The sequence below is a fragment of the Kineococcus halophytocola genome (assembly GCF_041276425.1).
Taxonomy (GTDB): domain Bacteria; phylum Actinomycetota; class Actinomycetes; order Actinomycetales; family Kineococcaceae; genus Kineococcus; species Kineococcus halophytocola.
Genome location: NZ_JBGFTU010000007.1, coordinates 1 through 26756 on the forward strand (window position 1 = coordinate 1; position 26756 = coordinate 26756).

Here is a 26756-nt window from a genome sequence, read left to right on the forward strand (position 1 = left end):
GGACCCCGCGGGACCGCGCCCGCCGTCGGAGGGGATCAGCCCTTGCGGAACTGCACGACCGCCCAGGACAGCGGCGGCAGGACGACCGTGGCGAGCCCGTCGGTCACGGTGACGTCCTCCAGCGCGCGCAGGCCGACGGCCGAGTGGTCGCCCTCGAGGTTCGTCGTGTGCCGGTCCTGGCCCTCGGTGGCGGCCAGGACCTTCGCGGTGGCGACGCGGTCGACGTCGAACGCCCGCAGCGGAACCTCGACCGAGGCCGGCTGCTCCTGGTCGCGGTTGGCGAGGAACACCGTGAGGAACTCCTCGTCGTAGGTCGCCGAGGCGTCGACCACGTCGACGGCGTCGAACTTCGCCGTCTCGTACTTGTCCGACGTGGTGACGACCTGCAGGACGTCGCCCGTCGCGAGGCGGCGGACCTGCTCGAACGGGTGGGCGATGGTCTGCTTCCACGCCTCGCCGCCCGGTTCGCTGCGCAGCAGGCCGATGACGTTGACGAGCTGGGCCTGGGCGCCGATGTGGACGCGGTCGGCGTGGCGCAGCAGCGAGTTCAGCAGGGTGCCCACCACGACGGCGTCGGTGATGGAGTACTCGTCCTCGATGACGCGCGGGGCGACGTCCCACGGCTGCACGCCCGGGGCGTGGTGCGGCCGGGACTGGTACCAGACGTTCCACTCGTCGAAGCTGAGGTTGATCTTCTTGGTGTGCTTGCCCTTGGCGCGCACGGCGTCCGCGGTGGCCACGACCTGGTCGATGAACAGGTCCATGTCGACGGCGGAGGCCAGGAAGCTCGCCGCGTCCCCGTCGTGCTCCTGGTAGTAGGCGTGCAGGGAGACGTAGTCGACCGCGTGGTAGGACAGTTCCAGGACGGTCTGCTCCCAGTCGCCGAACGTCGGCATCGACCGGCTGGAGGATCCGACGGCGACGAGTTCGATGTCGGGGTCGATCGAGCGCATGGCCATGCCGGTCTCGGCGGCCAGGCGGCCGTACTCGGCGGCGGTCTTGTGCCCGGTCTGCCAGGGGCCGTCGAGCTCGTTGCCCAGGCACCAGAGCTTGATGTCGAACGGGTCCTTGGAGCCGTGGGCCTTGCGCAGGTCGGCGAACTTCGTCCCGGAGTCGAGGTTGCTGTACTCCAGCAGGTCGCAGGCCTCCTGCAGGCCGCGGGTGCCGAGGTTGACGGCCATCATGGTCTCGGTGCCGACCTTGCGGGCCCAGGAGTCGAACTCGGCCAGACCGAACTGGTTGGTCTCCACCGAGCGCCAGGCGCGGTCGATCCGGCGGGGGCGGTTCTCGCGCGGGCCGACGGAGTCCTCCCACTCGAACCCGGAGACGAAGTTGCCGCCGGGGTAGCGCACGACGGTCGGGCCGATCTCCTTGGTGAGTTCGAGGACGTCGGTGCGCAGACCGTCCTCGTCGGCGCTGGGGTGGTCCGGTTCGAAGATGCCGGTGTAGACGCAGCGGCCCATGTGCTCGACGAACGAGCCGAACAGCCGGCGAGGGACCGGACCCACGGTGAAGGCGGGGTCGAGAGCGAGACGGGCGGTGCGCACGGGGGGATCTCCTGGGGTCGCGTCACGTCGGTGTGCGGGGCGGGTCCTGCGGCGTCGCGTTCTTGCAACGTTGGAAGGCAGTCAACGCGAAAGCGGCACCGACGTCAAGGCGCCGGTGGCACAATGCGTCGATGCCCTCCTCACCCGTGCCGTCCCGCGCGACGCCGCGTCCCACGACGTTGCGGGACGTGGCCGAGGCCGCGGGGGTGTCGATCAAGACGGTCTCCAACGTCGTCAACGACCACCCGCACGTGCGGCCGGAGATGCGCGAGAAGGTCAAGGCCTTCATCGCCGAGCTCGACTACCGGCCCAACGGGATCGGCCGCCAGCTGCGGCAGGGCCGCACGGGCCTGGTGGCCCTGGCCCTGCCGGACCTGACCAGCCCGTACTACGGCGAGCTCGCCTCCACCCTGGTCGACGTGGCCCGCGAGCGGGGGCTGACGCTGCTGGTCGAGCAGACCGACGGCGACCTCGACCGCGAGCGCGAGGTCGCCACGGGCTTCCCGGTCCGGCTCGTCGACGGCCTGATCTTCGCCCCGCAGAGCCTGCCGGTGGACGAGTTCAAGCAGCGCCGGGACACCACGCCGGCCGTGCTCGTCGGGGAGTACGGCGAGGGGTCCGGCTTCGACCGGGTCACCATCGACTCCGTCGACCTCGGCGACCGCGCGGTGCGGCACCTGCTGGAGCGCGGGCGCCGGACGATCGCCTTCGTCGGGGACAAGCACCGGGACGCCGTCCGCCCGCCGGTCGTCGCCCAGCGGATCGAGGGGTACCGCCGGGCGCTGCGCCGGGCCCGGGTGCCGTTCGACCCCGAGCTCGTGCGGCCCCTGGCGGAGTGGACCCGCCGGGACGGGGCCGAGGGGGCCACCGCGCTGCTGCGGGACCGGCCCGACGTCGACGCGGTCTTCGCCGCCAACGACCTCATCGCCTTCGGCGTCGTGCACGCCCTGCGCGGCCTCGGCCTGCGCGTCCCGCAGGACGTCGCGGTCCTGGGCGTCGACGACGTCGAGCAGGCCCAGTACTCCGCGCCGACCCTGACCTCCGTCGCCCTGGACCGCTCGGAGATGGCCGAGATGGCGCTGCGGCTGCTCTCGGACCGCCTCGCCGGGTACGACGGCCCCGAACGGCTGCTGACGGTGACCGGGCGTCTCGTGGTCCGGGAGAGCACCGCGGGCTGACCGCGGGCGCCGGTGGCAGGCTGCCCCCGTGCGCGCAGTCCAGGTGGAACGGACCGGAGGGCCCGAGGTCCTCACCGTCGTCGACGTCCCCCCGCCCGTCCCCGGGCCCGGTGAGGTGCTCGTCGACGTGGTGGCCGCCGGGGTGAACTACATCGACACCTACCGGCGCAGCGGGGTGTACCCCCTGGACCTGCCGGCCGTCCTGGGCAGCGAGGGCGCCGGGCGCGTGGCCGCCCTGGGCCCCGGGGTCGAGGGGATCGCCCCCGGGCAGACCGTCGCGTGGAAGGAGGCGCCCGGCAGCTACGCCGAGCGGGTCCTCGTCCCGGCCGCCGAGGTCGTGCCCGTCCCCGACGGGGTGGACGCGCGCACCGCGGCGGCCGTCCTGCTGCAGGGGCTCACGGCGCACTACCTGGCCACCGACACCTACCCGGCGGGCCCGGGGACGTGGGCGCTCGTGCACGCCGGCGCCGGCGGGGTCGGCCTGCTGCTCACCCGGATCCTGAAGCTCAAGGGCGCCCACGTCCTGACCACCGTGTCCACCCCGGCCAAGGCCGAGCTGTCCCGGGCCGCCGGCGCCGAGGAGGTGGTCGGTTACGCCGAGGCGGCCGGGCGCGCCCGGGAGCTCACCGGCGGTCGCGGGGTCGACGTCGTCTACGACGGCGTCGGCGCGGACACCTTCGAGGCCGGTCTGACCGCCCTGCGCCCGCGCGGGCTCATGGCCCTGTTCGGCGGGTCCAGCGGCCAGGTCCCGCCCTTCGACGTCCAGCGCCTCAACGCGCTCGGGTCGTTGTTCCTGACCCGCCCGAGCCTGGGGGCCTACACGCGGACCCGGGCCGAGCTCCTGTCGCGGGCCGGGGAGCTGTTCGGGTGGATCGCGGCGGGCGAGCTCGACGTCCGGGTCGGCGGCACGTACCCGCTGGCGCAGGCGCGCCGGGCCCACGAGGACCTGCAGGGGCGCCGGACGACGGGCAAGCTCCTGCTGCTGCCCTGAACCCCCGGGTCAGTCGACGAGGCCGGACAGGACGCAGAACTCGTTGCCCTCGGGGTCGGCGAGCACCGTCCACGACACGTCCGGTCCCTGGCCGACGTCGGCGGGCCGGGCCCCGGCCCGCAGCGCGTTCGACAGCACCCGCTCGCGCCCCCGGCCGGACCGCGTCGCGCGCACGTCCAGGTGCCAGCGGTTCTTCCTCGCGTGCGGGGTGGGGGAGGCGACGAACTCCAGGAACGGGCCGCTCGCCCCCCGCAGCTGCGCCACTCGGGAGTCGCCGCGCTGCAACGTCATCCCCGCCAGCGGGGCCCAGAAACCCGCCAGGGCCCCGGGATCGGCTGCGAGGTGGACGACGGCGGCGACCCGCCCGGTCCCGTCGTACTCCGGCCGCGGGTCCAGGACGCAGAACTCGTTGCCCTCGGGGTCGGCCAGCACCACCCACGGCACCTCGCCCTGACCGACGTCGGCGTGCCGGGCACCGGCGTCCAGGAGGAACTCCACCGTCTCGCGCTGGTCGGCGGGGGAGGCGGAGTCCAGGTCCAGGTGCACCCGCTGGGGGTCGCGCCCGGGCTCCTTGCGCCGGCCCCCGGGGACGAACACCAGCTCGATGCCGGGTTCGCCCTCCGGGGGGACGACGTCGGTCTCGTGGGCGTCGGTGTAGCCCATCCGCCAGTCCAGCGCGCGCCGCCACCAGTGCGCCAGCGCCGTCGGGTCGGCGGCGTCGACCACGACGTTCACGAGGCGGCTGTCCACCGGTCGGCTGTCCACGGCCGGAGGCTACCGGGACGGGCGCGTCAGGAGTCCCCGCGACCGGTCTCGCGCTGCAGCTCGTCGATCAGCTCCGAGGCCCGGGCCTTGTCGAGGTCCTCGGGCAGCTCCCGGCCGGCCTCGCGCGCCAGCGTCTGCAGGTAGCTGCGCTGCGGACCGGTCATGGGCTCGTCCCCGGTGACCCAGGTCTCGGGGTCCTTCTCGGCGTTCTGGGTGGGGTCCTGCCGGTCCTGGTCGGGCGCCTGTTCGCTCATCCGGCGACCGTACGGCCCGTTCGAACGGAGCGCGCGTCGGCGCGACCGGCCCCGGCTCCCGGGGTGGGCGGCCCCCTAGACTCGCCCGCATGACCCACGTCCTGTCCGCGGTGGCCTGGCCCTACGCCAACGGCCCCCGCCACATCGGCCACGTCGCCGGCTTCGGCGTCCCCTCCGACGTGTTCAGCCGGTACATGCGGATGGCGGGTCACGACGTCCTCATGGTCTCGGGCACCGACGAGCACGGGACGCCGATCCTCGTGCAGGCCGAGCAGGAGGGGGTGAGCCCGCAGGCGCTGGCCGACCGGTACAACCGCGTCATCACCGAGGACCTGCAGGGCCTGGGGCTGTCCTACGACCTGTTCACCCGGACCACCACGGCGAACCACTACGCGGTGGTCCAGGAGATGTTCCGCACGGTCCACCGGAACGGGTACATGGTCGCGCGCAAGGGGATGGGCGCGATCTCCCCGTCCACCGGCCGCACCCTGCCCGACCGCTACGTCGAGGGCACCTGCCCGATCTGCGGGTACGACGGCGCCCGCGGGGACCAGTGCGACAACTGCGGCAACCAGCTCGACGCCATCGAGCTGAAGAACCCCCGCAGCCGCGTCAACGGCGAGACCCCGGCGTTCGTGGAGACCGAGCACTTCTACCTCGACCTGCCCGCCGTGGCCGACGCGCTCGGCTCCTGGTTGCAGGCGCGGGGGGAGACCGGCCGCTGGCGGCCGAACGTCCTGAACTTCTCCAAGAACCTCCTGGAGGACATGAAGCCGCGGGCCATGACGCGCGACATCGACTGGGGCATCCCCGTCCCGCTCGCGGGCTGGGAGGAGAACCCGGCCAAGCGGCTGTACGTGTGGTTCGACGCCGTCATCGGGTACCTGTCGGCCTCGGTGGAGTGGGCGCGGCGTTCCGGCGACGACGAGGCCTGGCGCGCGTGGTGGACCGACCCGTCCGCGGAGTCGTACTACTTCATGGGCAAGGACAACATCACGTTCCACTCCCAGATCTGGCCCGCCGAACTGCTCGCCCACGACGGCCTGGGCTCCCGCGGCGGGTCGCCGGGCGGGTTCGGGAACCTCAACCTGCCCACCGAGGTCGTGGCCAGCGAGTTCCTCACGATGGAGGGCAGGCAGTTCTCCTCCAGCCGCGGGGTCGTCATCTACGTGCGCGACGTCCTGGCGCGCTACCAGCCGGACGCGCTGCGGTACTTCATCTCCGCGGCCGGCCCGGAGAACAACGACTCCGACTTCACCTGGCAGGAGTTCGCCACCCGCACCACGAGCGAACTGGTCGCCGGCTGGGGCAACCTCGTCAACCGGACGGCCTCGCTCATCGCCAAGAACGTCGGCGAGATCCCGGCCGCCGGGGAGCTGACCGACGCCGACCGGGCGCTGCTGGGCACGACCCGGGCCGGGTTCGGTGCCGTGGGCGACCTCATCGAGCACCACCGTCAGCGCGCCGGGCTCGGGGAGGCCATGCGGGTCGTCGGGGAGGTCAACAAGTACCTCACCGGCCAGGAACCCTGGAAGATCAAGAACTCCGACCCCGAGCGGATGCGGACCGTCCTGCACGTGACGGCCCAGGCGGTCTCGGACTGCCGGACGCTGCTGTCGCCGTACCTGCCGCACTCGGCGCAGAAGGTCCACGAGGCCTTCGGCGGCACGGGCACCGTCTCGCCGCTGCCGGAGCTGCGGGAGGTCACCGACCTCGACGACGGCCGGCCGTACCCGATCCTCACGGGCGAGTACCGGCGCGGGTCGGGCGACGGCGCGACCCTGCCGGCCTGGGGATCGAGCCCGATCGTGCCGGGGACCCCCGTCGCCGCGCCGACGCCGATCTTCACCAAGCTCGACGTCGCCGCGGTCGTCGAGGAGGAACTCGCGCGGCTGCAGCAGTGACGGGGCGCGGCGGCGAGCGCCCGCCCGCACCCGAACCGCTGGCCGTCCCGGTCGCCGACAACCACACCCACCTCGACTCCGAGACCGAGGCGGACGTCGAGGCGCTGCTGGCGGCCGCGACGGCGGCGGGCGTGCCGCGCAGCGTGCAGATCGGCTGCGACCTGCCCGCCGCGCGGTGGACGGTCGCGGCCCTGGACCGGTACCCGCAACTGCTCGGCGGCGTCGCGCTGCACCCCAACGAGGTGCCCGACCTGGTGGCGGCGGGGGAGTACGAGGCCGCCCTGGCCGAGATCGCCGACCTCGCCCGGCACCCGCGGGTGCGGGTGGTGGGCGAGACCGGCCTGGACCACTTCCGCACCCCGCCGGAGCAGTGGCACCTGCAGGAGGAGTCCTTCCGCGCGCACATCGCGCTGGCCAAGGAGCTCGACCTCGCGCTGCAGATCCACGACCGGGACGCCCACGAGGACGTCCTGCGCGTGCTGGCGCAGGAGGGCGCCCCGGAGCGGACGGTCTTCCACTGCTTCTCCGGGGACGCGGCCATGGCCCGCGTGTGCGCCGACGCCGGCTACTTCCTGTCCTTCGCCGGCACGGTGACGTTCAAGAACGCCGCCGGCTTGCGCGAGGCGCTGCGCCTCACCCCGCGGGACCGGGTCATGGTCGAGACCGACGCGCCCTACCTGACCCCCGTGCCGCACCGGGGCCGGCCGAACGCCGGGTACCTCGTGCCCCTGACCGTCCGCGCGATGGCGGACGTGCTGGGGGCGGACCTGGACGAGCTGTGCGCGACGATCGCGGCGACGACGGAGCGCGTCTACGGCCCGTGGTGATGCCCGGGTGACCTTCGTCACGGCCCGGGCGGGCCGGTCCGCACCCGATCGGCGCAGCGGGTGCAGATCCGCCCGGGTGGTGCCTCGCCGGGCGTGGTCGCGGCGGTTCAGGGATCACAGCGGTTTGTCGAAGGGGTCTCGGAGCGGTTACGGTCCGCTCCAGTCGGCCGGATCGAGGTGGCCGGACCACACGCCGCGCCCGGGGACGGGGGTCCCTCCGAGGTGCGCTCGCGTCCAGACCTCGTGCCCGGGCCCATCGTCGAAGGACCTCTCGTGCCGTTCCCCCTGGTCTCCGCCGTCCGCTCCACCTCCCGCACGGTCCGGCTCGTCGCGGGCGGCACCTGCCTCGCGGCCGTGGTCGGCGGGACGGTCGCGTTCACCGCGCTGGACAAGGACGTCGTCATCGACGCCGACGGGCAGCGCACCCAGGCCAGCGCCTTCGGCGGCACCGTCGGCGACGTCCTCGCCGGAGAGGGCATCACCGTCGGCGAGCACGACATCGTGGCCCCCGCCCCGAGCACGGACCTGCAGGACGGGCAGACCATCGTCGTCCGCTACGGCCGCCAGCTCACCCTCACCGTCGACGGGGAGACCACGACCTACTGGACGACCGCGCAGACCGTCGACGCGGCCCTGGCCGACCTCGACGTGCGCGCCGACGGCGCCAAGCTGTCCGCCTCCCGCTCCGAACCCCTGGGCCGGCAGGGCCTGGCCCTGGACGTCACCACGCCCAAGGACGTGACCCTCGTCGCCGACGGCCAGACGCGCCAGCTCACCAGCACCGCCGCCGACGTGGACGGCCTGCTCGCCGAGGCCGGCGTCACGATGCGCCCGGGCGACGAGATGTCCACCGCCGGCGCCGACCGCCTCGCCCCGGGCCTGAGCGTCACCGTCGTGCGCGTCGACCGCTCCACCAGCACCGAGACCGTGGCGATCCCGCACGGCAGCCGCACCGAGAAGACCGACCAGCTCTTCACCGGGGAGCGGAAGGTCCTCACCGCCGGGGTCGACGGGTCCAAGACGGTCACGTACGCCGACCTGTTCCGCGACGGCGTGCGCGCCGAGCACACCGCGACCGGCGAGGTCGTCGACACCGCGCCCGTCGAGGAGGTCGTCCAGGTCGGGACCAAGGCCAAGCCCGCCCCCGCACCCGCCCCGGCACCCGCCCCCCGCAGCGGTGGCAGTGGTGGTGGCGGCGGGTCCGTCGGCGGTGGCGTGGACTCCCTGAACTGGGCGGCCCTGGCCCGCTGCGAGTCCGGCGGCAACCCCTCGATCGTCTCGGCCAGCGGCAAGTACCACGGCCTGTACCAGTTCTCCGTGCAGACCTGGCGCGCGGTCGGCGGCTCCGGCCTGCCGAGCCAGGCCTCGGCTTCCGAGCAGACCTACCGCGCCAAGCTGCTGTACCAGCGCGCCGGTGCCGGACAATGGCCCGTGTGCGGCAAGAACCTCTGACCAGTTCCCTCCTGTCGGCCCGCGACGTCCGGGAGCTGGCCGACAGGCTCGGCGTCCGCCCGACGAAGCAGCTCGGGCAGAACTTCGTCGTCGACGCCAACACGGTGCGCCGCATCGTCCGGGTCGCCGACCTCACCGCCACCGACGTGGTGGTCGAGGTCGGCCCCGGGCTCGGCTCGCTGACCCTGGCCCTGCTGGAGGTGGCCGACCGCGTCGTCGCCGTCGAGATCGACCCGGTGCTCGCCGCGGAGCTGCCCACCACCGTCCGCGAGCGGGCCCGGCCCGGCACCTCGTTCGACGTGGTGATCGCCGACGCGGTGCAGGTCGAGGAGCTGCCCGGCCCGGCGCCGACGGCGCTCGTGGCCAACCTGCCCTACAACGTCGCCGTCCCCGTCCTGCTGAGCATGTTCCAGCGGTTCGACTCGCTGCGGCACGGCGTCGTCATGGTGCAGTCGGAGGTCGCCGACCGGCTCGTGGCCGGGCCGGGCAGCCGCACCTACGGCGTCCCCAGCGTCAAGACCGCCTGGTACGCGCAGGCCCGCCGGGCCGGGGCCGTCCCCCCGCCGGTCTTCTGGCCGGTGCCGCGCGTGGACTCCGGTCTCGTCGCCTTCACCCGCCGCCCGGCACCGCCCACGACCGCGACGCGCGAGCAGGTCTTCGCCGTCGTCGACGCCGCCTTCGCCCAGCGCCGCAAGACGTTGCGGGCGGCCCTGGCGACGTGGGCGGGCTCCCCGGCCCGGGCCGAGGAGGTCCTGCGCGCCGCCGGCGTCGACCCGCAGGCGCGCGGGGAGCAGCTCACCGTGGCCGACTTCGCCCGGATCGCCGAGGCCGCTGCGGCCTCCTGAGGCGACCGCCTAGGGTCGGTCCCCGTGTCCGAGAACCGCCCCGCCGTCACCGCGCGCGCCCCCGCCAAGGTCAACCTGCTGCTGCAGGTCGGTCCCGTCCGCGACGACGGCTTCCACGACCTCGTGACGGTGTTCCAGGCCGTGTCCCTGCACGAGGACGTCACGGTCACCCCGGCGGCGGACTGGGGCGTCTCGGTGGAGGGCGCGGGCGGCACCGACGTCTCCGGCGTGCCCCTGGACGGCTCGAACCTGGCCCTGCGCGCCGCGCGCCTGCTCGCCGGGCGGGCCGGGGTGGACGAGCCCGTCCACCTGCACGTGCGCAAGGAGGTCCCCGTGGCGGGGGGCATGGCCGGGGGGTCGGCCGACGCCGCCGCCGCTCTCGTGGCCTGCGACGCGCTGTGGGGGCTGCACACCGGCCTGGACGGGCTGGCGGCCCTGGGCGCCGAACTCGGGTCCGACGTCCCCTTCGGCCTGCACGGGCGCACCGCCGTGGGCACCGGCCGCGGCGAGCAGCTCGTGCCCGTCCTGACCCGCGGGTCCTTCCACTGGGTCTTCGTCCTGGACCCCGCCGGGCTCTCCACGCCCCGCGTCTTCGCCGAGTGCGACCGCCGCCGCGGACCGGGCTGGACCGATCCGGGGGCCGACGGGCGGCTGGAGGCCGTCGAGGCGGCGCTGCGCGGGGGCAGCGCCGAGGCCCTCGCCGCGGCGCTGTCCAACGACCTCGCCGAGGCGGCCTGCGCCCTCGCTCCACACCTGACCCGCACGCTGGCCGCCGGCCGGGACGCGGGTGCCCTCGGCGCCGTGGTCTCGGGGTCCGGGCCGACCGTGGCGCTCCTCACCGACTCGGCCGCCGCCGCGCGCGACGTCGTCGCCGCGCTGACCCCGGAGGTGGGGGAGGGGCGGCTCCGGACGGCGTCGGGCCCCGTCGTCGGCGCGCGCGTCCTGGAGGCCGTCGCCTAGGTGTACCTGGCCATCACGTCGGTGACAGGCGGCTGATCGGGGGCAGGTCACCGAGTGCGGCGCCGGCCGCGGTGTCGCACCCACCGGTGTCACCACGTGGGGGGAGGCGTGGGTGTCCCGTCGCGGTCGCCCCGGCGACGTCCTGGGGACACCCACGGCTCGCTCCACGACCTCGCGGTGCTCGCGGACGACGTGGTGCCGGCCCCACCGCTGTTCCGGTCCCACCGCCACCCCGTTCCCGGCGCGCGGTCGACACCGTCCACACCCCGCAGGACTCGCCGCGGTGCGCGCGGTCCGTCAGGCGACGAGCTCGGACAGCTCCAGCCAGCGCTCCTCCAGGGTGGCGACCTCGGCCTCCAGCTCCTTCAGCCTCCCGTCGAGCTCCATCGTCCCGGCGTAGTCGGCCGGGTCGGCGGCGGCCATCCGCTCGTGCAGCGTCGCGATCTGGCCGCTCAGCTTCTCCAGGCGCCGCTCGGCGGAGGTCATCTCCTTCTGTGCCGCGCGCAGCTCGGCGCCGCTGAGGCCGGTCTCGGGCTCGGGGGCCGGCGCCGGGCGCGAGCCGGTCGTCGACGCACCCACCCCGTCCTGGCGCAGCCGCAGGTACTCCTCGAACCCGCCCGGCAGGTGCCGCAGCCGGCCCCCGAGCACGGCGTACTGCTGGTCGGTGACGCGGTCGACGAAGTACCGGTCGTGGGAGACCACGATCAGCGTCCCGGGCCAGGTGTCCAGGACGTCCTCCATCGCGGCGAGCATGTCGACGTCGAGGTCGTTGGTCGGCTCGTCGAGGATGAGGACGTTCGGCTCCGACAGCAGCACCAGCAGCAGGTGCAGGCGGCGGGCCTGGCCGCCGGACAGGTCCCCGACGCGGGCGGACAGGTGCTCGCGGGCGAAGCCGAGCCGTTCCAGGAGCTGGGCCGGGGTCATCTCCTTGCCGTCGACGGAGAACGTCGTCTGCGTGCGGGCCAGCACCTCCCGGACGCGGTCGCCGGCGATCTCGGCGAGCTCGCGGAACTGCTGGTCCAGGATGCCGATGCGCACGGTCGAGCCGGTCTTGACCCGCCCCGACGTCGGCTGGCGCAGCCCCGCGACCAGGGACAGCAGCGTGGACTTGCCCGAGCCGTTGGCCCCGAGGATCCCCGTGCGCTCGCCCGGGGCGATGCGCCACTCGACGTCGCGCAGGACGTCCTTCTCCCCGAAGGAGACCGACACGTCCAACAGGTCCACGACGTCCTTGCCCAGGCGCGCCGTGGCCAGCCGGGACAGCTGCACGCGGTCCCGGGGCGGGGGGACGTCGGCGATGAGGGCGTTGGCCGCCTCGATGCGGAACTTCGGCTTCGACGTGCGGGCCGGGGCGCCGCGGCGCAGCCAGGCCAGCTCCTTCGTCATGAGGTTCTGCCGCTTGGCCTCGGCCGAGGCGGCCTGCCGGTCGCGTTCGACGCGCTGCAGGACGTAGGCCGCGTACCCGCCCTCGAAGGGTTCGACGATCCGGTCGTGCACCTCCCACGTCGTCGTGCAGACCTCGTCGAGGAACCAGCGGTCGTGGGTGACGACGAGCAGCGCACCGTCGTTCGCCGCCCAGCGGGTCTTCAGGTGCCCGGCCAGCCAGGCGATGCCCTCGACGTCGAGGTGGTTGGTGGGCTCGTCCAGCAGCAGCACGTCCCAGTCCCCGACGAGGACGCCCGCCAGCGCCACCCGGCGGCGCTGCCCGCCGGACAGGTCGCCCACGCGCGCGTCCCAGGCGATGTCGGCGACCAAGCCGGCGATGACGTCGCGGACCTTGGGGTCGCCGGCCCAGACGTGCTCGTCGGTCTCCCCGACGACGCTGTGGCCCACGGTGGCCTGCGGGTCCAGGCCGTCGGCCTGGTCCAGCACCCCGACGCGGACCCCGCCGCGGCGCGTCACCCGTCCGGCGTCGGGGGTCTGGCGGCCCGACAGGAGACCGAGGAGGCTGGACTTGCCGTCGCCGTTGCGGCCAACGACGCCGATGCGGTCCCCCTCGTCGACGCCGAGGGTGAGGGAGTCGAAGACGACGCGGGTGGGGTGTTCGAGACGGAGCGCTTCGCCGCCGAGCAGGTGTGCCACGCCTCCAGGGTAGGCGTCTGAACGGTCCGATCACTCATCGTGATCTTGTATGAGCATTGCGTCGAACGGGTGACGCCATCCGGTGCATTCCTGCAGGGCGACCGTCACGGACGCTGCCACCCCTTGCGTCATTCGGGTGGCCTTCCCCTACTGTGTGCCACGCACCGCAGGTCCCGTGGGGGCGGGTACCGCGGTGTCGCCGCCGGTGACCGGTGGGCGACGCACGAGTCCAGGGGGGACTTTGAGCATCAGTGACGTGCCCGGGGCCAGAACGGCTCCCGGGGAGATCGACGACCAGTTGCTCGGCACCTCGCCAGCGGACGAGACCGCCGACGCCGTGCGCCGCGAACGTCTGCTCGTCCCCCGCCAGCGCGGCAGCCTCGGCCTGGCCGAGCGCACCCCGGCGTGGCAGCGCACCTACGTCCAGAAGATCGTCGCGACGGACGCCGTGTCCGCCGCCCTGGCCGCCTTCGTGGGCTTCTTCGCCCGCTTCAACGAGGCGCCCGCCGACCTGACCCTCACCTCCGGCCGCGCCGTCGTGGCCTGCGCCGTGCTGCTGCCCGTGCTGTGGGTCGTGGCGATGGGGGCGCTGCGGACCTACGAGCCGCGGTTCCTGGGGGTCGGCTCGGAGGAGTTCCACCGCGTCCTGACCGCCGGCCTGGCCGTGGTGGCCCTCGTGGGGACCAGTTCGTGGGCCTTCGGCCTGGAGATCGCCCGCGGCTACGTCGTGGTCGCCTTCCCGATCGCCATCCTGCTGACCCTCATCGGCCGGTACGCGCTGCGCCAGCAGCTGCACGCCCGCCGCACCCGGGGCGAGGCCGGGCAGACCGTCGTGGCCGTCGGGCACCGCGCGGCGGTCGCCGGCATGGCCCGCCAGCTGCACCGCGCCAGCTACCACGGCATGCGGATCGTCGGGGCCTGCGTCCCGGGCGGTCGCGGCAGCGAGGACGACGACGCCGAGCTGCGCGAGCTGGGCATCCCGGTCATCGGTAGCCTGGACGACGTCCGGCACGCCGTGACCAGCGTCGACGCCGACGTCGTGGCCGTCACCTCCTGCCCCGAGCTGGACGGGCCCGGCCTGCGCCGGCTCGGCTGGGAGCTGGAGGCCACCCGCGCCGACCTCGTCGTCGCCCCGGCCCTGACCGAGGTCATCGGCCCGCGCGTGGCCATCCGCCCGGTGTGCGGGCTGCCGCTGCTGCACGTGGAGCGCCCCGAGCTCGAAGGCGTCCGCCGCCTGGCCAAGACAACGGTCGACCGCGTCAGCGCCGGCCTGGCCCTGGTCCTGCTCAGCCCCCTGTTCCTCGCCCTGGCCGTGGCCATCAAGCTCGACAGCAAGGGCCCGGTGTTCTTCCAGCAGCAGCGCGTCGGCAAGGACGGCAAGACCTTCCCGATGATGAAGTTCCGCTCGATGGTCACCGACGCGGAGAAGCTGCTCATCGACCTGCGCCACTCCACCGACGGCAACGGCGTGCTGTTCAAGATGAAGGTCGACCCGCGCATCACGCGCATCGGCCGCGTCCTGCGCCGCTACTCCATCGACGAGCTGCCGCAGCTCATCAACGTCGTGCGCGGGGAGATGTCCCTCGTCGGCCCGCGGCCGCCGCTGCAGAAGGAGGTCGACGAGTACGGCTTCGACATGCGCCGGCGCCTGCTCGTCAAGCCCGGCCTGACCGGCCTGTGGCAGATCAACGGCCGCAGCGACCTCGACTGGGACGAGTCGGTCCGCCTCGACGTCCGCTACGTCGAGAACTGGTCCTTCACCTTCGACTTCATGATCCTGTGGAAGACCGCCGGGGCCGTGCTCCGCGGCCGCGGGGCCTACTGACCCCCCGCTGACCCCCGCACCCGCGGGGTCACCCCTCGAAGGGCGCCGACACCCGACGCAGCAGCGTCGCCAGTGCTCGGCGCTCTTCGCGTCCCAGGACGGCCAGCATCGCGTGCTCGGCCCGCACCAGGTCGGCCAGCGCCGCGTCGACGACGCCGGACCCGGCCGGGGTCAGGCGCACGCGCACGCTGCGCCGGTCCCCGCCGGGGTCGGGGCGGCGCTCGACGAACCCGCGCCCGACGAGCCGGTCGACCCGGTTCGTCATCGTCCCGCTCGTCACCAGCGTCTCCACCAGCAGCTGACCGGGGGACAGCTCGTGCGGCGCCCCGGCCCGCCGCAGCGCCGCCAGCACGTCGAACTCCCACGTCTCCAGGCCGTGCCCGCTGAAGGCGCCGCGGCGCAGCCGGTCCAGGTGCCGGGCCAGCCGGGCCACGCGGGACAGGACCTCCAGGGGCTCGACGTCGAGCTGCGGGGCCTCCCGGCGCCACGCCGCGACGATGAGGTCGACCTCGTCGGTGGGTGCGTCCGGCGCGGGCCCCTCGGGGGTGCTCACGCCGCCGGGCCCGCGGGGGGCGGCAGGTGCACGCGGGTGGACAGGCGCGGCTCCGGCTCCAGCCCGGTGAGCCCGTTCCAGGCCAGGTTCACCAGGTGCGCGGCGACCTCCTCCTTGGCCGGCTCGCGCGTGTCCAGCCACCACTGCCCGGTCATCGCGACCATGCCCACGAGCATCTGGGCGTACATGCCCGAGCGTTCGGGGGCGTACCCGCGGGCGGCGAAGGCGTCGACGAGCAGGTGCTCGACCTGCCGGGCGATGTCGGAGATGAGGCTGGCGAACGTGCCCGTCGTGGGGGCCACCGGGGCCACGGGGGAGTCGCGCACGAGGATGCGGAAACCCTCGGTGGAGGACTCGATGTAGTCCAGCAGGGCGGTCGTGGCCCGCTCCAGCAGCGTGCGCGGGGACCCGCGGCCGGACAGGGCACGGGTGATGGCCCCGAGCAGCGCGGCGATCTCGCGGTCGACGACGACCGCGTACAACCCCTCCTTGCCGCCGAAGTGCTGGTACACGACCGGCTTGGACACCCCCGCCGCGGCGGCGATCTCCTCGACCGTCGTGCCCTCCACGCCCTTGGACGCGAACAGCGACCGCCCCACGCCGATGAGCTGCTCGCGGCGTTCGCCGCCCGTCATGCGGGAGCGGGGGCGGGCGGGGGTCACGGGGCCATCCTGCCGGACGGGCGTCGGCCCCCTGCCCGGGGAGCTGGCAGGATGGTCCGGCACGACGTCGTCCCGGGTGGTGTAACGGCAGCACGGCGGGTTTTGGTCCCGTCCAGTAGGGGTTCGAATCCTCTCCCGGGAGCGGTGGTCCCGGCCGGGGTGCGCGGGCGGATATCCTCGCCCCTGTCCGTCCACGCCACCGGCCGGCGCAGGTCCGGGTTCCCACCAGGGAGCCGGACGAGCCGACCGGACGAGCCGCGAGGAGCGCGCCCCGCGTGACCACCGCACCGTCAACCACCCCCGTCCGAACCCCCGGGCCCGCCGCCGTCGTCGTGCTCGCGGCCGGTGAGGGCACCCGGATGAAGTCCGCGACGCCGAAGGTGCTGCACCCCCTGGGCGGCCGGCCCCTGCTCGCGCACGCGCTGCGCGCGGCCCGCGAGGTCGGCCCCGAGCACCTCGTCGTGGTCCTGCGCCACCGGGCCGAGGTCGTCGGCGCGGCCGTCCGCGAGAACGAGCCCACCGCCGAGCCCACCGCCGGGCCCGCCGTGACCGTGGCCCTGCAGGACGACGTCCCCGGCACGGGCCGCGCCGTCCAGTGCGGGCTGCAGGCCCTGCCGGCGGACCTGACCGGCACCGTCGTGGTGACCTACGGCGACGTCCCCCTGCTGTCCGGGGCCACGCTGGCCCGGCTCGTGCAGGCCCACACCGACGGCGCCAACGCCATGACCGTCCTGACCGCCGAGCTCGACGACCCCACCGGGTACGGCCGCGTCCTGCGCGACGCCGACGGGGTCTGCGCGATCGTGGAGCAGAAGGACGCCACCGAGGACCAGCGCGCGGTCCGGGAGGTGAACTCCGGCATCTACGCCTTCGAGGCCGCCGCCCTGCGCGGTGCGCTCGCCCGGGTGGGGCGCGACAACGCCGCCGGGGAGGTCTACCTCACCGACGTGCTGGCCCTGCTGCGCGCCGACGGCGGTCGCGTGCAGGCCCTCGCCCTGGACGACGAGTGGGAGATCCGCGGCGTCAACGACCGCGCCCAGCTCGCCGAGCTCGCCGCCGAGGCCAACCGCCGCACCCTGCGCCGCTGGATGCTCGCCGGCGTCACCGTGGTCGACCCGGCCACGACGTGGGTCGACGCCGACGTCGAGCTGGAACCCGACGTGACGCTGCGCCCCGGGGTGCAGCTGCACGGCACCACCCGCGTGGCGACCGGGGCCGTCGTCGGGCCCGACACCACCCTCACCGACGTCGAGGTCGGGCCCGGCGCGGTCGTCGAGCGCACCCACGGCAGCTCCGCCGTCCTCGGCGCCGGCGCCCACGTCGGCCCCTTCGCCTTCCTGCGGCCGGGCACCCGGCTGGGGGAGGAGGGCAAGATCGGCACCTTCGTGGAGACGAAGAACGCCCGCATCGGGCGCGGCTCGAAGGTGCCGCACCTGTCCTACGTCGGGGACGCGACGATCGGGGAGCACTCCAACATCGGGGCCGCCTCCGTGTTCGTGAACTACGACGGCGTGAACAAGTCGCACACCACCATCGGCGACCACGTCCGGATGGGCTCGGACAACATGTACGTCGCGCCGGTCACCGTCGGCGACGGCGCCTACTCGGGGGCCGGCACGGTGATCCGCAAGGACGTGCCCCCCGGGGCGCTCGCGATCAACGTAGCGCCCCAGCGCAACCTCGAGGGCTGGACCCTGGACAAGCGCGCAGGAACTCCCGCGGCCGAGGCGGCGCAGCGGGCCGTGAGCGAAGCCCCCACCCAGGGCGAGGCCGAAGGGCAGGAGACCGACCGATGACCGGCATCACCACCACGGGCGAGAAGCGGATGGTCCTCATCTCCGGGCGCGCGCACCCGGAGCTGGCCGAGGAGGTCTCCGGCGCGCTGGGGGCCGAGCTCGTCCCCACCAGCGCCTACGACTTCGCCAACTCCGAGATCTACGTGCGGTTCGAGGAGAGCGTGCGCGGCTCGGACGCGTTCGTCATCCAGAGCCACACGGCGAACGTCAACCAGTGGATCATGGAGCACCTGATCATGGTCGACGCCCTCAAGCGGGCCTCGGCCAAGCGCATCACGGTCGTCGCCCCGTTCTACGGCTACGCCCGCCAGGACAAGAAGGGCCGCGGCCGCGAGCCCATCTCCGCGCGCCTCATCGCGGACATGTTCAAGACCGCCGGCGCCGACCGCCTCATGTCGGTCGACCTGCACACCGCCCAGATCCAGGGCTTCTTCGACGGCCCCGTCGACCACCTGTGGGCGCTGCCGATCCTGGCCGACCACGTCGGCAAGCGCGTCGACCGCTCCAACATCACCATCGTCTCCCCGGACGCCGGGCGCGTGCGGGTGGCCGACCTGTGGTCCGACCGCCTCGGCGCCCCGCTGGCGATCATCCACAAGCGCCGCGACCCCAACGTGCCCAACCAGGTGAAGGTGCACGAGGTCGTCGGTGACGTCGAGGGCCGCACCTGCGTCCTCGTCGACGACCTCATCGACACCGCCGGCACCATCGTGCAGGCCGCCGAGGCGCTGAAGGCCAACGGCGCCGCCGACGTCATCGCCACCGCCACGCACGCCGTGCTGTCCGGCCCGGCCGTGGACCGGCTGAAGAACTCCCCGATCTCCGAGCTCGTCGTGACGAACACCCTGCCCATCGCGGAGTCGCAGCAGTTCCCGCAGCTGACGGTCCTCTCGATCGCCCCGCTGCTGGCCCGGGCCATCCGCGAGGTCTTCGACGACGGGTCGGTCACCTCGCTGTTCGACGGTCACAGCTGACGGTCCGGCTGACCGGACGGGGCGGCCGGCGGAGCGGGTAGACTCTCCGCCGGTTGCCTCGGCGAGGGTGGTGCGTGAGCACCACCGTGATCGACGCGGTGGATGAGTCGCTGTTCTCTCCCGGGGCCTTCGCACGTCCGTCCCGAGATCGAGGAGACCGCCACCATGGCCGAGACCAAGCTCACCGCCGAGAAGCGCACCAGCTTCGGCAAGGGCGCCGCCCGCACCATCCGCCGCGCCGACAAGATCCCCGCGGTCGTCTACGGCCACGGCGAGGCGCCCCTGCACGTCACCCTGCCCGGCCACGAGACGCTGCTGGCGCTGCGCGCCTCCAACGCGCTGCTCGACATCACCGTCGACGGCGAGTCGCACCTGACGATCCCCAAGGACGTCCAGCGCGACCCGATCAAGGGCTTCATCGAGCACGTCGACCTGCTCGTCGTGCGCCGCGGCGAGAAGGTCGTCGTCGACGTCCCCGTGCACGTCGAGGGCGAGGCCGGCCCGGAGACCATCGTGCAGCAGGAGCTGACCACGCTGTCCCTGGAGGCCGAGGCCACGCACATCCCCGCGTCGGTCACCGTGTCCGTCGAGGGCCTGGAGGCCGGCTCGCACGTCGCCGCCTCCGAGGTCCAGCTGCCCTCCGGTGTCTCCCTGGCCGGTGACGCCGAGCAGCTCGTCGTCGTCGTCAGCGCCGCCGCCACCGCCGCGCAGGCCGAGGCCGAGCTCGAGGCCGCCGAGGCCGAGGCCGGCATCGTGCGCGAGGAGTCCGAGGACGAGGCGGCCGCCCCGGCCGCGTCCGACGAGTCCTGAGCCACCCCCACCCGGAGGACAGCACCCCGTGAGCGAGGCCTGGCTCGTCGTCGGCCTGGGCAACCCCGGCGCCGAGTACGAACGCACCCGGCACAACGTCGGGCAGATGGTGCTCGACGAGCTGGCCTCGCGCACGGGCGGGTCCTTCAAGCGGCACCGCTCCGGGGCCAGGGTCGCCGAGGTCCGCCTCGGCGTCCTGCCCGGCGGTGCCCCCGGGCCGCGCGCCGTGCTCGCGGCCCCCACGTCGTACATGAACGTCTCCGGCGGCCCCGTCGCCGGCCTGGCGAACTACTTCGACGTCCCCCTGGAGCGGATCGTCGTCCTGCACGACGAGCTCGACATCGACTTCGGCGCCGTCCGCCTCAAACGCGGCGGCGGCGAGGGCGGCCACAACGGGCTGCGTTCCATCTCGAAGTCGCTGGGAGACAAGGACTACCACCGCGTCCGCCTCGGCATCGGCCGCCCGCCGGGCCGGCAGGACCCGGCCGACTTCGTGCTCAAGGAGTTCTCCGGCACGGAGAAGAAGGACCTGCCCTTCCTGCTCATGGACGGCGCCGACGCCGTCGAGAAGCTCGTGCTCGAAGGGCTCGAGGCGGCGCAGCAGAAGTTCCACGCGCCGGCCTGAGGCCCGGGACGCACACCCGCACGACGAAGGGCCGCCGGTCTCCCGGCGGCCCTTCGTCGTGCGGGACCTCAGTCCCGTGGACGATCAGCTCAGTGCGAGCGACCCGGCTTGCGCCGCCCGGCGACGACCATCGCGGCACCACCGAGGACGAGCACGGTGCCGGCGGCGGCCCAGGGCAGGACGTCGGCGCCGGTGTAGGCCAGCTCGTCGTTCGACCCGCCGACGGCGGCGGGGGTGGTGGTGCGGGAGACGGACACGTCGGGGGTGGACCCGCCGGTCGTCGGGCTGGCCGACGGGGTGACGACGTCGGAGACGGTCGGCGTCGGGGTCGACGGGACGTAGGCGGTGCTCGCGAGGGCCGCACCGGAGGTGGCGCCGAGAGCGGCGACGGTCAGAGCCCCGGCAGCAGCCAGACGGGCGGTGGTCTTGCGCACGGTGGTTTCCCCCCACTTCGAGTGCCCCGCGAACCCTGTGATCGCGTGGCGGTCCCCAGGATGACGGAACGTCACCCCCGCGTCCAGCCGATCGGCCCCCTCGGTGCGGCGTGGCGTCACGCAGCGGGACCGTTCCGCCCCGTCCGGGTGAACCCCTACGGAGTGCAGCCGCCGGTCGTCACCGTGGGTGCCGTGGCCGTCGTGGGGCCCTCGACGGAGCGGGGGAGGGCGCCGGCGGCCCCGCTGAACCGCCACTCGACCGTGACCGACGTGCCCGGCGGGACGGGCACGGTGACCCGCACCAGCCGCCAGCCCTCCTCGCCGTCCACGGCGGCCGCCGCCGGCTGCCCGTCGACGCTCACCCCCTCCAGCCCGACCCAGGGAGCCACCCACAGCGACACCGTCTGCACGGCGGTGCGCCGGTCGGCGGCGCGCGGCGCGGCGGCGTTGGACACGTAGGCGGGGACCTCGGCCGGCACCGAGTTCGCCAGCGTGAGCGACAGGGACCCCGTGCCCGTCCCGGCCCGCGCGCACGGCGGGGAGAGCGTGAACGTCGGGGCCACCCAGTAGTCCAGCTTCGAGGGCACCACCCCGGTCAGCCCGACGTGGGCGACCCCGTCACGGGGTTCCCCGAGCGCACCGGCGACCCCCGCGGCCACCAGCGCGGACTGCTCCTGCGGGCGGCTGGACCACCCGGCCAGGTGACCGCTGTCGACGGCCTCGCGCGCCCCGTCGAGCGCGGCCGTGGAGAGGCCGTCGGACAGGACGGCCTCGAACGCCGCGGCCGACGTCGCGGCCAGGAACGCCTTCCGGGCGTCCTGGTCGGTGCCGAAGCGCACGTACGCGTCGTACATGAGGATCCGGGCCAGGTCCGCCGTCGCGACGTCGCCGAAGGGCCCCAGCTCCAGCGGCGGGTGCTCGGGGCCGAGCAGCTGACCGAGGCCGACGGGGTCGACGAAGACCACGACGTCGGGTGTGGGCAGCCCGGCGTCGGTGACGAGGGAGGACGTCAGCACGCCCGCCTCCTCGGCGCTGCCGCCGAGGGTGACGTTCTGCACCCGCGCGGCGTCCTGCCCGTACAGGTCGGCGAACTCCCGTCCCACGAGGGAGACGTCGGCGCGGGCGGCGTACAGGTCGTTGTCCGTGCCCGTCCGCGTGAGCGTGATCCTCCCGCCCTCGACCGACAGGTAGGCGTAGGCCCCGACGATGCCCTGCACGGGCCGGACCTCGGCGGGGTTGGTGAAGGCGACGAGGTAGGTCCGGGGGCCGTCGGCGCCCAGCAGCGCCGGCAGCTGCGGCAGCACCTGCGTCGCCGTCCGCAACGGCTCGGAGACCTCGTCCAGCTGGGCGGTCACGGGGTCCAGCCGGGAGCTGATGACCGACAGCACCTGCGGGCACTCCCCGTCGTGCAGCGCGGTCCGCGCCTGCTCGATGCGGGACCGGTAGTCCACGACGATCGGCGTCAGCTCCTGCAGGCCGGTGACGTCGACGGTGCGGTCGGCCGAGACCAGGCCCCGGGACAGGACCTGGTCGACGGCCCCCAGCGCGCCCGGCAACGGCTCGGTGAGCAGGGCCGCCGCCTGAGCCCCGCCGGCCACGGCCCGCAGCTGGTCCCCGACCCACGGCACGGCGGTGGCCAGCCGGTAGGGCAGCTGCGACGTCGCCCGGTCGGCCGCGGCGGCGTCCTCGGCGACGCCCACCGCCCGCTCCCGGGCCCCCGTCCAGTCCTCGGCCCGCACCTGCTCCTCCAGCCGGGGCACCTGATCGGCCACGCGCTGCAGGGCCCGGCCCGCCTGGACCCCGGCCACGGCCACGGCCGCGGCCCAGGCCAGCAGGACCAGCAGCACCAGGCCCAGCACGATCCGCAGGACCGGCGGTCGCCGGCGGCGGGGGGCGGGCGCGGGCTCGGGGAGGTGCTGCTCTGCGGTGCCGGACACGCCGCGACAGTAGCGAGCGCGCTCGCCGTCCCCGGTGGCCTCGCCGCGACCGGGCCCGTGTCGCAGGGCGGTCGTAGGCTGGAGGCACCGCCCGGACCCCACCACCCGTGCGCCCGTTGCACCCGTTCGACCTCACCCCGGAGTGTTCGTGAGCCTCACCGGCCTGCTCGACGTCCTGCGCACCGAACCCGCCGTCCGCGCGGCCGTCCAGACCGCCCGCGAGGGCGGCAGCAGCGCCCTCGACGTCGTCGCCCCGCTGGGGGTGCGGCCCGCGCTCGTGGCCGCCTTCGCCGCCGAGCGCCCCCTCCTCGTCGTCACCGCGACCGGGCGCGAGTCCGAGGACATGGCCACCTGGCTGCGCTGCTACCTGCCGCACGACCAGGTCGCGGAGTTCCCGGCGTGGGAGACGCTCCCGCACGAACGCCTCTCCCCGCGCAGCGACACCGTCGCCCAGCGCCTGTCGGTGCTGCGGCGCCTGGCCCACCCCTCGCCCGATGACCCGGCGGCGGGGGAGGTGCGCGTCGTCGTCGCCCCCGTGCGGGCCGTCCTGCAGCCGCTGGTCAAGGGGCTGGCGGACCTGGAACCGGTGCGCCTGCGACGGGGTGACGAGGTGGGCCTGGACGCCACCGTCGCCGCGCTGGCGGCCGCGGCGTACACGCGCGTGGACATGGTCGAACGCCGCGGGGAGTTCGCCGTGCGCGGCGGCATCCTCGACGTCTTCCCGCCCACCCGCCCGCACCCGCTGCGCGTGGAGTTCTTCGGCGACGAGGTCGAGGAGGTCCGCTCCTTCTCCGTGGCCGACCAGCGCACGCTGGAGGAGGAGTCCGACGGCGTGTGGGCCCCGCCGTGCCGGGAGCTGCTGCTCACCGACGCCGTCCGCGAGCGCGCCCGGGCGCTGACCGACACGCTGCCCGGCGCGGCCGACGTCCTGGCCAAGCTCGCCGAGGGCATCGCCGTGGAGGGCATGGAGTCCCTGGCGCCCGCCCTCGTCGACGGCATGGAACCGCTGCTGGACGTCCTGCCCGCCGGCACCCACGTCGTGCTGGCCGACCCGGAGAAGGTCCGCGCCCGCGCCCACGACCTCGTGGCCACGGGGGCGGAGTTCCTCGACGCGGCGTGGATGAACGCCGCCGCCGGCGGGGCGACGCCCGTGGACCTGGGGGCCTCCTCCTTCGCCTCGCTGGCCGAGGTGCGCGCGCACGCCGAGGCGACGGGCCGGCCGTGGTGGTCCATCACCTCCCTGGTCGAGGACGAGGAGCTGCGCGACCTGGAGGACGTGCGGATCCTGCGCGTCGGCGCGCGCGACCTCGCCGGGTACCGGGGGGAGACGGAGAAGGCGCTGCACGAGCTGCGCGACCTGGCCTCGGCGGGCTGGCGCATCGTCGTGACCACCGAGGGGCACGGGCCGGCCAAGCGGCTGGTGGAGATGCTGTCGGGCGAGGACGTCCCGGCCCGCCTCGTCGACGACCTCGTGGAGGAACCCGCGCCCGCGGTCGTCACCGTGACGACGGCCAGCGTCGAGCACGGCTTCGTCGCCGAGTCCCTCAAGGCCGCGCTCGTCACCGAGGCCGACATCACCGGCGTCGGCGGTCAGTCGACGAAGGACATGCGGCGCATGGCTCCGCGCCGTCGCCGCAACGCCGTCGACCCGTTGTCGCTGCGCCCGGGCGACTTCGTCGTCCACGAGCAGCACGGCATCGGCCGGTTCGTGGAGATGGTCCAGCGCACGATCCAGGGCGCCACCCGCGAGTACCTCGTCCTGGAGTACGCCTCCAGCAAGCGAGGCCAGCCGGGGGACCGGCTGTTCGTGCCGACCGACACCCTGGACCAGGTCACCCGCTACACCGGCGGCGAGGCGCCGACGTTGTCGAAGATGGGCGGCTCGGACTGGGCCAAGACCAAGAGCAAGGCGCGCAAGGCGGTCAAGGAGATCGCCGGTGACCTCATCCGGCTGTACTCGGCGCGGATGGCGACCAAGGGGTACCAGTTCGGCCCGGACACGCCGTGGCAGCGCGAGCTGGAGGACGCGTTCGCCTACGTCGAGACGCCCGACCAGCTCGTCAGCATCGACGAGGTCAAGGCCGACATGATGAAGTCGACCCCGATGGACCGGCTCATCTGCGGGGACGTCGGGTACGGCAAGACGGAGATCGCCCTGCGCGCGGCGTTCAAGGCCGTCCAGGACGGCAAGCAGGTCGCCGTGCTCGTGCCGACGACGCTGCTCGTGCAGCAGCACTACAAGACGTTCGCCGAGCGGTACGCCCAGTTCCCCGTGTCGGTCAAACCCCTGTCGCGGTTCACCCCCGGCGCCGAGGCCAAGGAGACGATCGCGGGCCTGGCCGACGGGTCCGTCGACGTCGTCATCGGCACCCATCGCCTGCTGTCGGGGGAGGTCAAGTTCAAGGACCTCGGCCTCGTCGTCGTCGACGAGGAGCAGCGGTTCGGCGTCGAGCACAAGGAGGCGCTGAAGACGTTGCGCACCAACGTCGACGTCCTCGCCATGAGCGCCACCCCCATCCCGCGCACCCTGGAGATGGCGGTCACCGGCATCCGCGAGATGTCGACGCTGGCGACCCCGCCGGAGGAGCGCCACCCCGTCCTGACCTACGTCGGCGGGCAGGAGGAGAAGCAGGTCACCGCCGCGATCCGGCGCGAGCTGCTGCGCGAGGGGCAGGTGTTCTACGTCCACAACCGCGTCTCCTCCATCGAGCGGACCGCGGCCCGGCTGAAGGAACTCGTCCCCGAGGCGCGCATCGCCACCGCGCACGGGCAGATGGGCGAGCACCGCCTGGAGCAGGTGGTCGTGGACTTCTGGGAGAAGCGCTTCGACGTCCTCGTCTGCACGACGATCGTCGAGACGGGCCTGGACATCTCCAACGCCAACACCCTCATCGTCGAGCGCGCCGACACCATGGGCCTGTCGCAGCTGCACCAGCTGCGCGGTCGCGTGGGCCGCGGCCGGGAGCGGGCGTACGCCTACTTCCTGTTCCCGCCGGAGAAACCCCTCACCGAGACCGCGCACGACCGGCTCGCCACCATCGCCCAGCACACCGACCTCGGCTCGGGCATGGCCGTGGCGATGAAGGACCTGGAGATCCGCGGGGCCGGGAACATGCTGGGTGGTGAGCAGTCCGGCCACATCGCCGGCGTGGGTTTCGACCTGTACATGCGGATGGTGGCCGACGCGGTGGCCGACGTGCGCAACAAGGTGCCCGGCGCGGCGAACGAGGACGCCGAACCCGAACCCACCGAGGTCAAGATCGAGCTGCCCGTCGACGCGCACCTGCCGCACGACTACGTCCCCTCCGAACGGCTCCGCCTGGAGGCCTACCGGCGCCTGGCCGCAGCCGACTCGGCGCAGGACCTCGTGGACCTGCACGCCGAGCTCGTCGACCGGTACGGCACCCCGCCGCAGCCGGTGCTCAACCTGCTGGAGGTGGCGAAGTTCCGCATCGCCGCCCGCCAGGGCGGCCTGCGCGAGGTCGCCCTCATGGGCAAGCAGGTGCGGTTCGCTCCGGTGAACCTGCCGGAGTCGCGGGAGCTGCGCCTCAAGCGGCTGTACCCGGGGACGATCCTCAAACCCGCCCTCGACGTCGCCCTCGTGCCCGCGCCCATGACCGCGCGCATCGGCGGCAAGCCGTTGCGGGATGCGGAGATCCTGGCGTGGGCGACGGAGTTCGTGAACGCGGTGCTGCTGGAGCAGCCCGCGTCCGTCGCGGCGGCGGGCGCGCGGTAGGCGCTACGGCAGCAGCGAACCGAGGTCCACGACGAGGCTCGCCGGGCCGAACGTCAGCGGGACGGCGGGCTCGCCGTCCCGCAGGACCCGGTCGGCGCGGAACACGCCGCTGTCGTCGAGGACGTGGACGGAGAGCGTGCGCTCGCGGGGGTCGACGATCCAGTAGTTCGGCAGCCCCGCCGCGGCGTACTTCGCCATCTTCAGCAGCAGGTCGTCGCGGCGGTTGGTGGACAGGACCTCCACCACCAGCGCAGGGGTACCGGTGAACCGCTTCTTCCCGGTCTCATCGGTGCGAGCCCACACCATGATGTCCGGGATGAACTCGTCCTTCCCCGCCTTCCACGCCCACGCGAAGGTCGCCCTGTGCGTGGGAGGGAGCACGTCGCGCAACCGGCTCAGGAGCTCGAACGAGATGTCCTGGTGGTCCAGGTCGGGGCTGGGGGTCACGACGACGACTCCGTCGATGTACTCACGGTGGGGGTCCTCCGGCAGGGCCTCGTACTCGTCCCAGGTCATGGGCTCGCCAGCGGGCACCGGCGTGGTCACCGTCATCGCCCTCGCCTCCTCCTGCGTCCTGCGCCGATGGTAGATCGCCGGCC

General features: G+C 74.1%; 22 protein-coding genes and 1 tRNA gene. 14 read left to right on the plus strand and 9 right to left on the minus strand.

The window, feature by feature from the left end; all coding sequences use genetic code 11:
* Window positions 1-35: 35 nt before the first annotated feature.
* Window positions 36-1547, minus strand: coding sequence for an arabinosylfuranosidase ArfA (gene arfA, locus AB2L27_RS07245; RefSeq protein ID WP_370440810.1), 1512 nt, complete (start codon window positions 1545-1547; stop codon window positions 36-38).
* A gap of 131 nt (window positions 1548-1678) precedes the next feature.
* On the opposite strand from arfA, the gene AB2L27_RS07250 reads away from it, so the two are divergent.
* Window positions 1679-2725, plus strand: a complete 1047-nt coding sequence (locus tag AB2L27_RS07250; RefSeq protein ID WP_370440811.1) for a LacI family DNA-binding transcriptional regulator — start codon at window positions 1679-1681, stop codon at window positions 2723-2725.
* A 28-nt stretch (window positions 2726-2753) separates the two neighbouring features.
* A complete protein-coding gene (locus AB2L27_RS07255) occupies window positions 2754-3716 on the plus strand; it encodes a quinone oxidoreductase family protein (protein WP_370440812.1) in 963 nt (320 codons plus the stop codon).
* Between the two features lie 9 nt (window positions 3717-3725).
* Here the strand turns inward: AB2L27_RS07255 and AB2L27_RS07260 are convergent, their stop codons facing one another.
* Window positions 3726-4481, minus strand: a complete 756-nt coding sequence (locus tag AB2L27_RS07260) for a VOC family protein (protein ID WP_370440813.1) — start codon at window positions 4479-4481, stop codon at window positions 3726-3728.
* 26 nt (window positions 4482-4507) lie between these two features.
* Complete coding sequence (locus AB2L27_RS07265) at window positions 4508-4735, minus strand: DUF3072 domain-containing protein (RefSeq protein ID WP_370440814.1); 228 nt, start codon at window positions 4733-4735, stop codon at window positions 4508-4510.
* 89 nt (window positions 4736-4824) lie between these two features.
* On the opposite strand from AB2L27_RS07265, the gene metG reads away from it, so the two are divergent.
* The 5 genes from metG (at window position 4825) to AB2L27_RS07290 (ending at window position 10723) form a co-directional block, all read left to right on the plus strand.
* Window positions 4825-6639, plus strand: coding sequence for a methionine--tRNA ligase (gene metG / locus AB2L27_RS07270; RefSeq protein WP_370440815.1), 1815 nt, complete (start codon window positions 4825-4827; stop codon window positions 6637-6639).
* A complete protein-coding gene (locus AB2L27_RS07275) occupies window positions 6636-7466 on the plus strand; it encodes a TatD family hydrolase (protein ID WP_370440816.1) in 831 nt (276 codons plus the stop codon). The genes metG and AB2L27_RS07275 overlap by 4 nt, the downstream gene beginning before the upstream one ends.
* A gap of 273 nt (window positions 7467-7739) precedes the next feature.
* Window positions 7740-8918, plus strand: coding sequence for a ubiquitin-like domain-containing protein (locus tag AB2L27_RS07280; protein ID WP_370440817.1), 1179 nt, complete (start codon window positions 7740-7742; stop codon window positions 8916-8918).
* Window positions 8891-9763: a 16S rRNA (adenine(1518)-N(6)/adenine(1519)-N(6))-dimethyltransferase RsmA gene (gene rsmA / locus AB2L27_RS07285; RefSeq protein ID WP_370440818.1), complete on the plus strand. Its 873-nt coding sequence runs from the start codon at window positions 8891-8893 to the stop codon at window positions 9761-9763. The genes AB2L27_RS07280 and rsmA overlap by 28 nt, the downstream gene beginning before the upstream one ends.
* 24 nt (window positions 9764-9787) lie before the next feature.
* Window positions 9788-10723 (plus strand): 4-(cytidine 5'-diphospho)-2-C-methyl-D-erythritol kinase, encoded by a 936-nt coding sequence (locus AB2L27_RS07290; protein ID WP_370440819.1) that lies wholly within the window; start codon window positions 9788-9790, stop codon window positions 10721-10723.
* A 297-nt stretch (window positions 10724-11020) separates the two neighbouring features.
* Here AB2L27_RS07290 and AB2L27_RS07295 read toward each other — a convergent pair whose 3' ends face one another.
* Window positions 11021-12805, minus strand: a complete 1785-nt coding sequence (locus tag AB2L27_RS07295; protein ID WP_370440820.1) for an ABC-F family ATP-binding cassette domain-containing protein — start codon at window positions 12803-12805, stop codon at window positions 11021-11023.
* A 337-nt stretch (window positions 12806-13142) separates the two neighbouring features.
* On the opposite strand from AB2L27_RS07295, the gene AB2L27_RS07300 reads away from it, so the two are divergent.
* Window positions 13143-14630: a sugar transferase gene (locus tag AB2L27_RS07300; protein ID WP_370440976.1), complete on the plus strand. Its 1488-nt coding sequence runs from the start codon at window positions 13143-13145 to the stop codon at window positions 14628-14630.
* Between the two features lie 28 nt (window positions 14631-14658).
* On the opposite strand, the gene AB2L27_RS07305 is transcribed toward AB2L27_RS07300, so the two are convergent.
* Window positions 14659-15183 carry a MarR family winged helix-turn-helix transcriptional regulator gene (locus AB2L27_RS07305; RefSeq protein ID WP_370440821.1) on the minus strand — a complete coding sequence of 175 codons (525 nt, stop codon included), beginning with the start codon at window positions 15181-15183 and terminating at the stop codon, window positions 14659-14661.
* Entirely contained in the window at window positions 15180-15818 is a 639-nt protein-coding gene (locus AB2L27_RS07310) for a TetR family transcriptional regulator (protein ID WP_370440977.1), read from the minus strand. The genes AB2L27_RS07305 and AB2L27_RS07310 overlap by 4 nt, the downstream gene beginning before the upstream one ends.
* A gap of 97 nt (window positions 15819-15915) precedes the next feature.
* Here AB2L27_RS07310 and AB2L27_RS07315 point away from each other — a divergent pair.
* The 5 genes from AB2L27_RS07315 (at window position 15916) to pth (ending at window position 20050) form a co-directional block, all read left to right on the plus strand.
* Window positions 15916-15987, plus strand: a tRNA-Gln gene (locus AB2L27_RS07315).
* A 133-nt stretch (window positions 15988-16120) separates the two neighbouring features.
* Complete coding sequence (gene glmU, locus AB2L27_RS07320) at window positions 16121-17641, plus strand: bifunctional UDP-N-acetylglucosamine diphosphorylase/glucosamine-1-phosphate N-acetyltransferase GlmU (RefSeq protein WP_370440822.1); 1521 nt, start codon at window positions 16121-16123, stop codon at window positions 17639-17641.
* Complete coding sequence (locus AB2L27_RS07325) at window positions 17638-18615, plus strand: ribose-phosphate diphosphokinase (protein WP_370440823.1); 978 nt, start codon at window positions 17638-17640, stop codon at window positions 18613-18615. The genes glmU and AB2L27_RS07325 overlap by 4 nt, the downstream gene beginning before the upstream one ends.
* Window positions 18616-18780: 165 nt before the next feature.
* Complete coding sequence (locus tag AB2L27_RS07330; RefSeq protein ID WP_370440824.1) at window positions 18781-19425, plus strand: 50S ribosomal protein L25/general stress protein Ctc; 645 nt, start codon at window positions 18781-18783, stop codon at window positions 19423-19425.
* A gap of 28 nt (window positions 19426-19453) precedes the next feature.
* The gene (pth, locus tag AB2L27_RS07335) at window positions 19454-20050 is read left to right on the plus strand and encodes an aminoacyl-tRNA hydrolase (protein WP_370440825.1); all 597 of its coding nucleotides are present in this window, start codon (window positions 19454-19456) and stop codon (window positions 20048-20050) included.
* 89 nt (window positions 20051-20139) lie between these two features.
* Here the strand turns inward: pth and AB2L27_RS07340 are convergent, their stop codons facing one another.
* Complete coding sequence (locus AB2L27_RS07340) at window positions 20140-20484, minus strand: hypothetical protein (protein WP_370440826.1); 345 nt, start codon at window positions 20482-20484, stop codon at window positions 20140-20142.
* Between the two features lie 155 nt (window positions 20485-20639).
* Entirely contained in the window at window positions 20640-22421 is a 1782-nt protein-coding gene (locus AB2L27_RS07345; protein WP_370440827.1) for a DUF4012 domain-containing protein, read from the minus strand.
* Between the two features lie 148 nt (window positions 22422-22569).
* On the opposite strand from AB2L27_RS07345, the gene mfd reads away from it, so the two are divergent.
* Window positions 22570-26157, plus strand: a complete 3588-nt coding sequence (mfd, locus tag AB2L27_RS07350) for a transcription-repair coupling factor (RefSeq protein ID WP_370440828.1) — start codon at window positions 22570-22572, stop codon at window positions 26155-26157.
* 3 nt (window positions 26158-26160) lie between these two features.
* Here the strand turns inward: mfd and AB2L27_RS07355 are convergent, their stop codons facing one another.
* On the minus strand, window positions 26161-26709 hold the full coding sequence (locus AB2L27_RS07355) for a Uma2 family endonuclease (RefSeq protein WP_370440829.1): 549 nt from the start codon (window positions 26707-26709) through the stop codon (window positions 26161-26163).
* Window positions 26710-26756 lie beyond the last annotated feature (47 nt).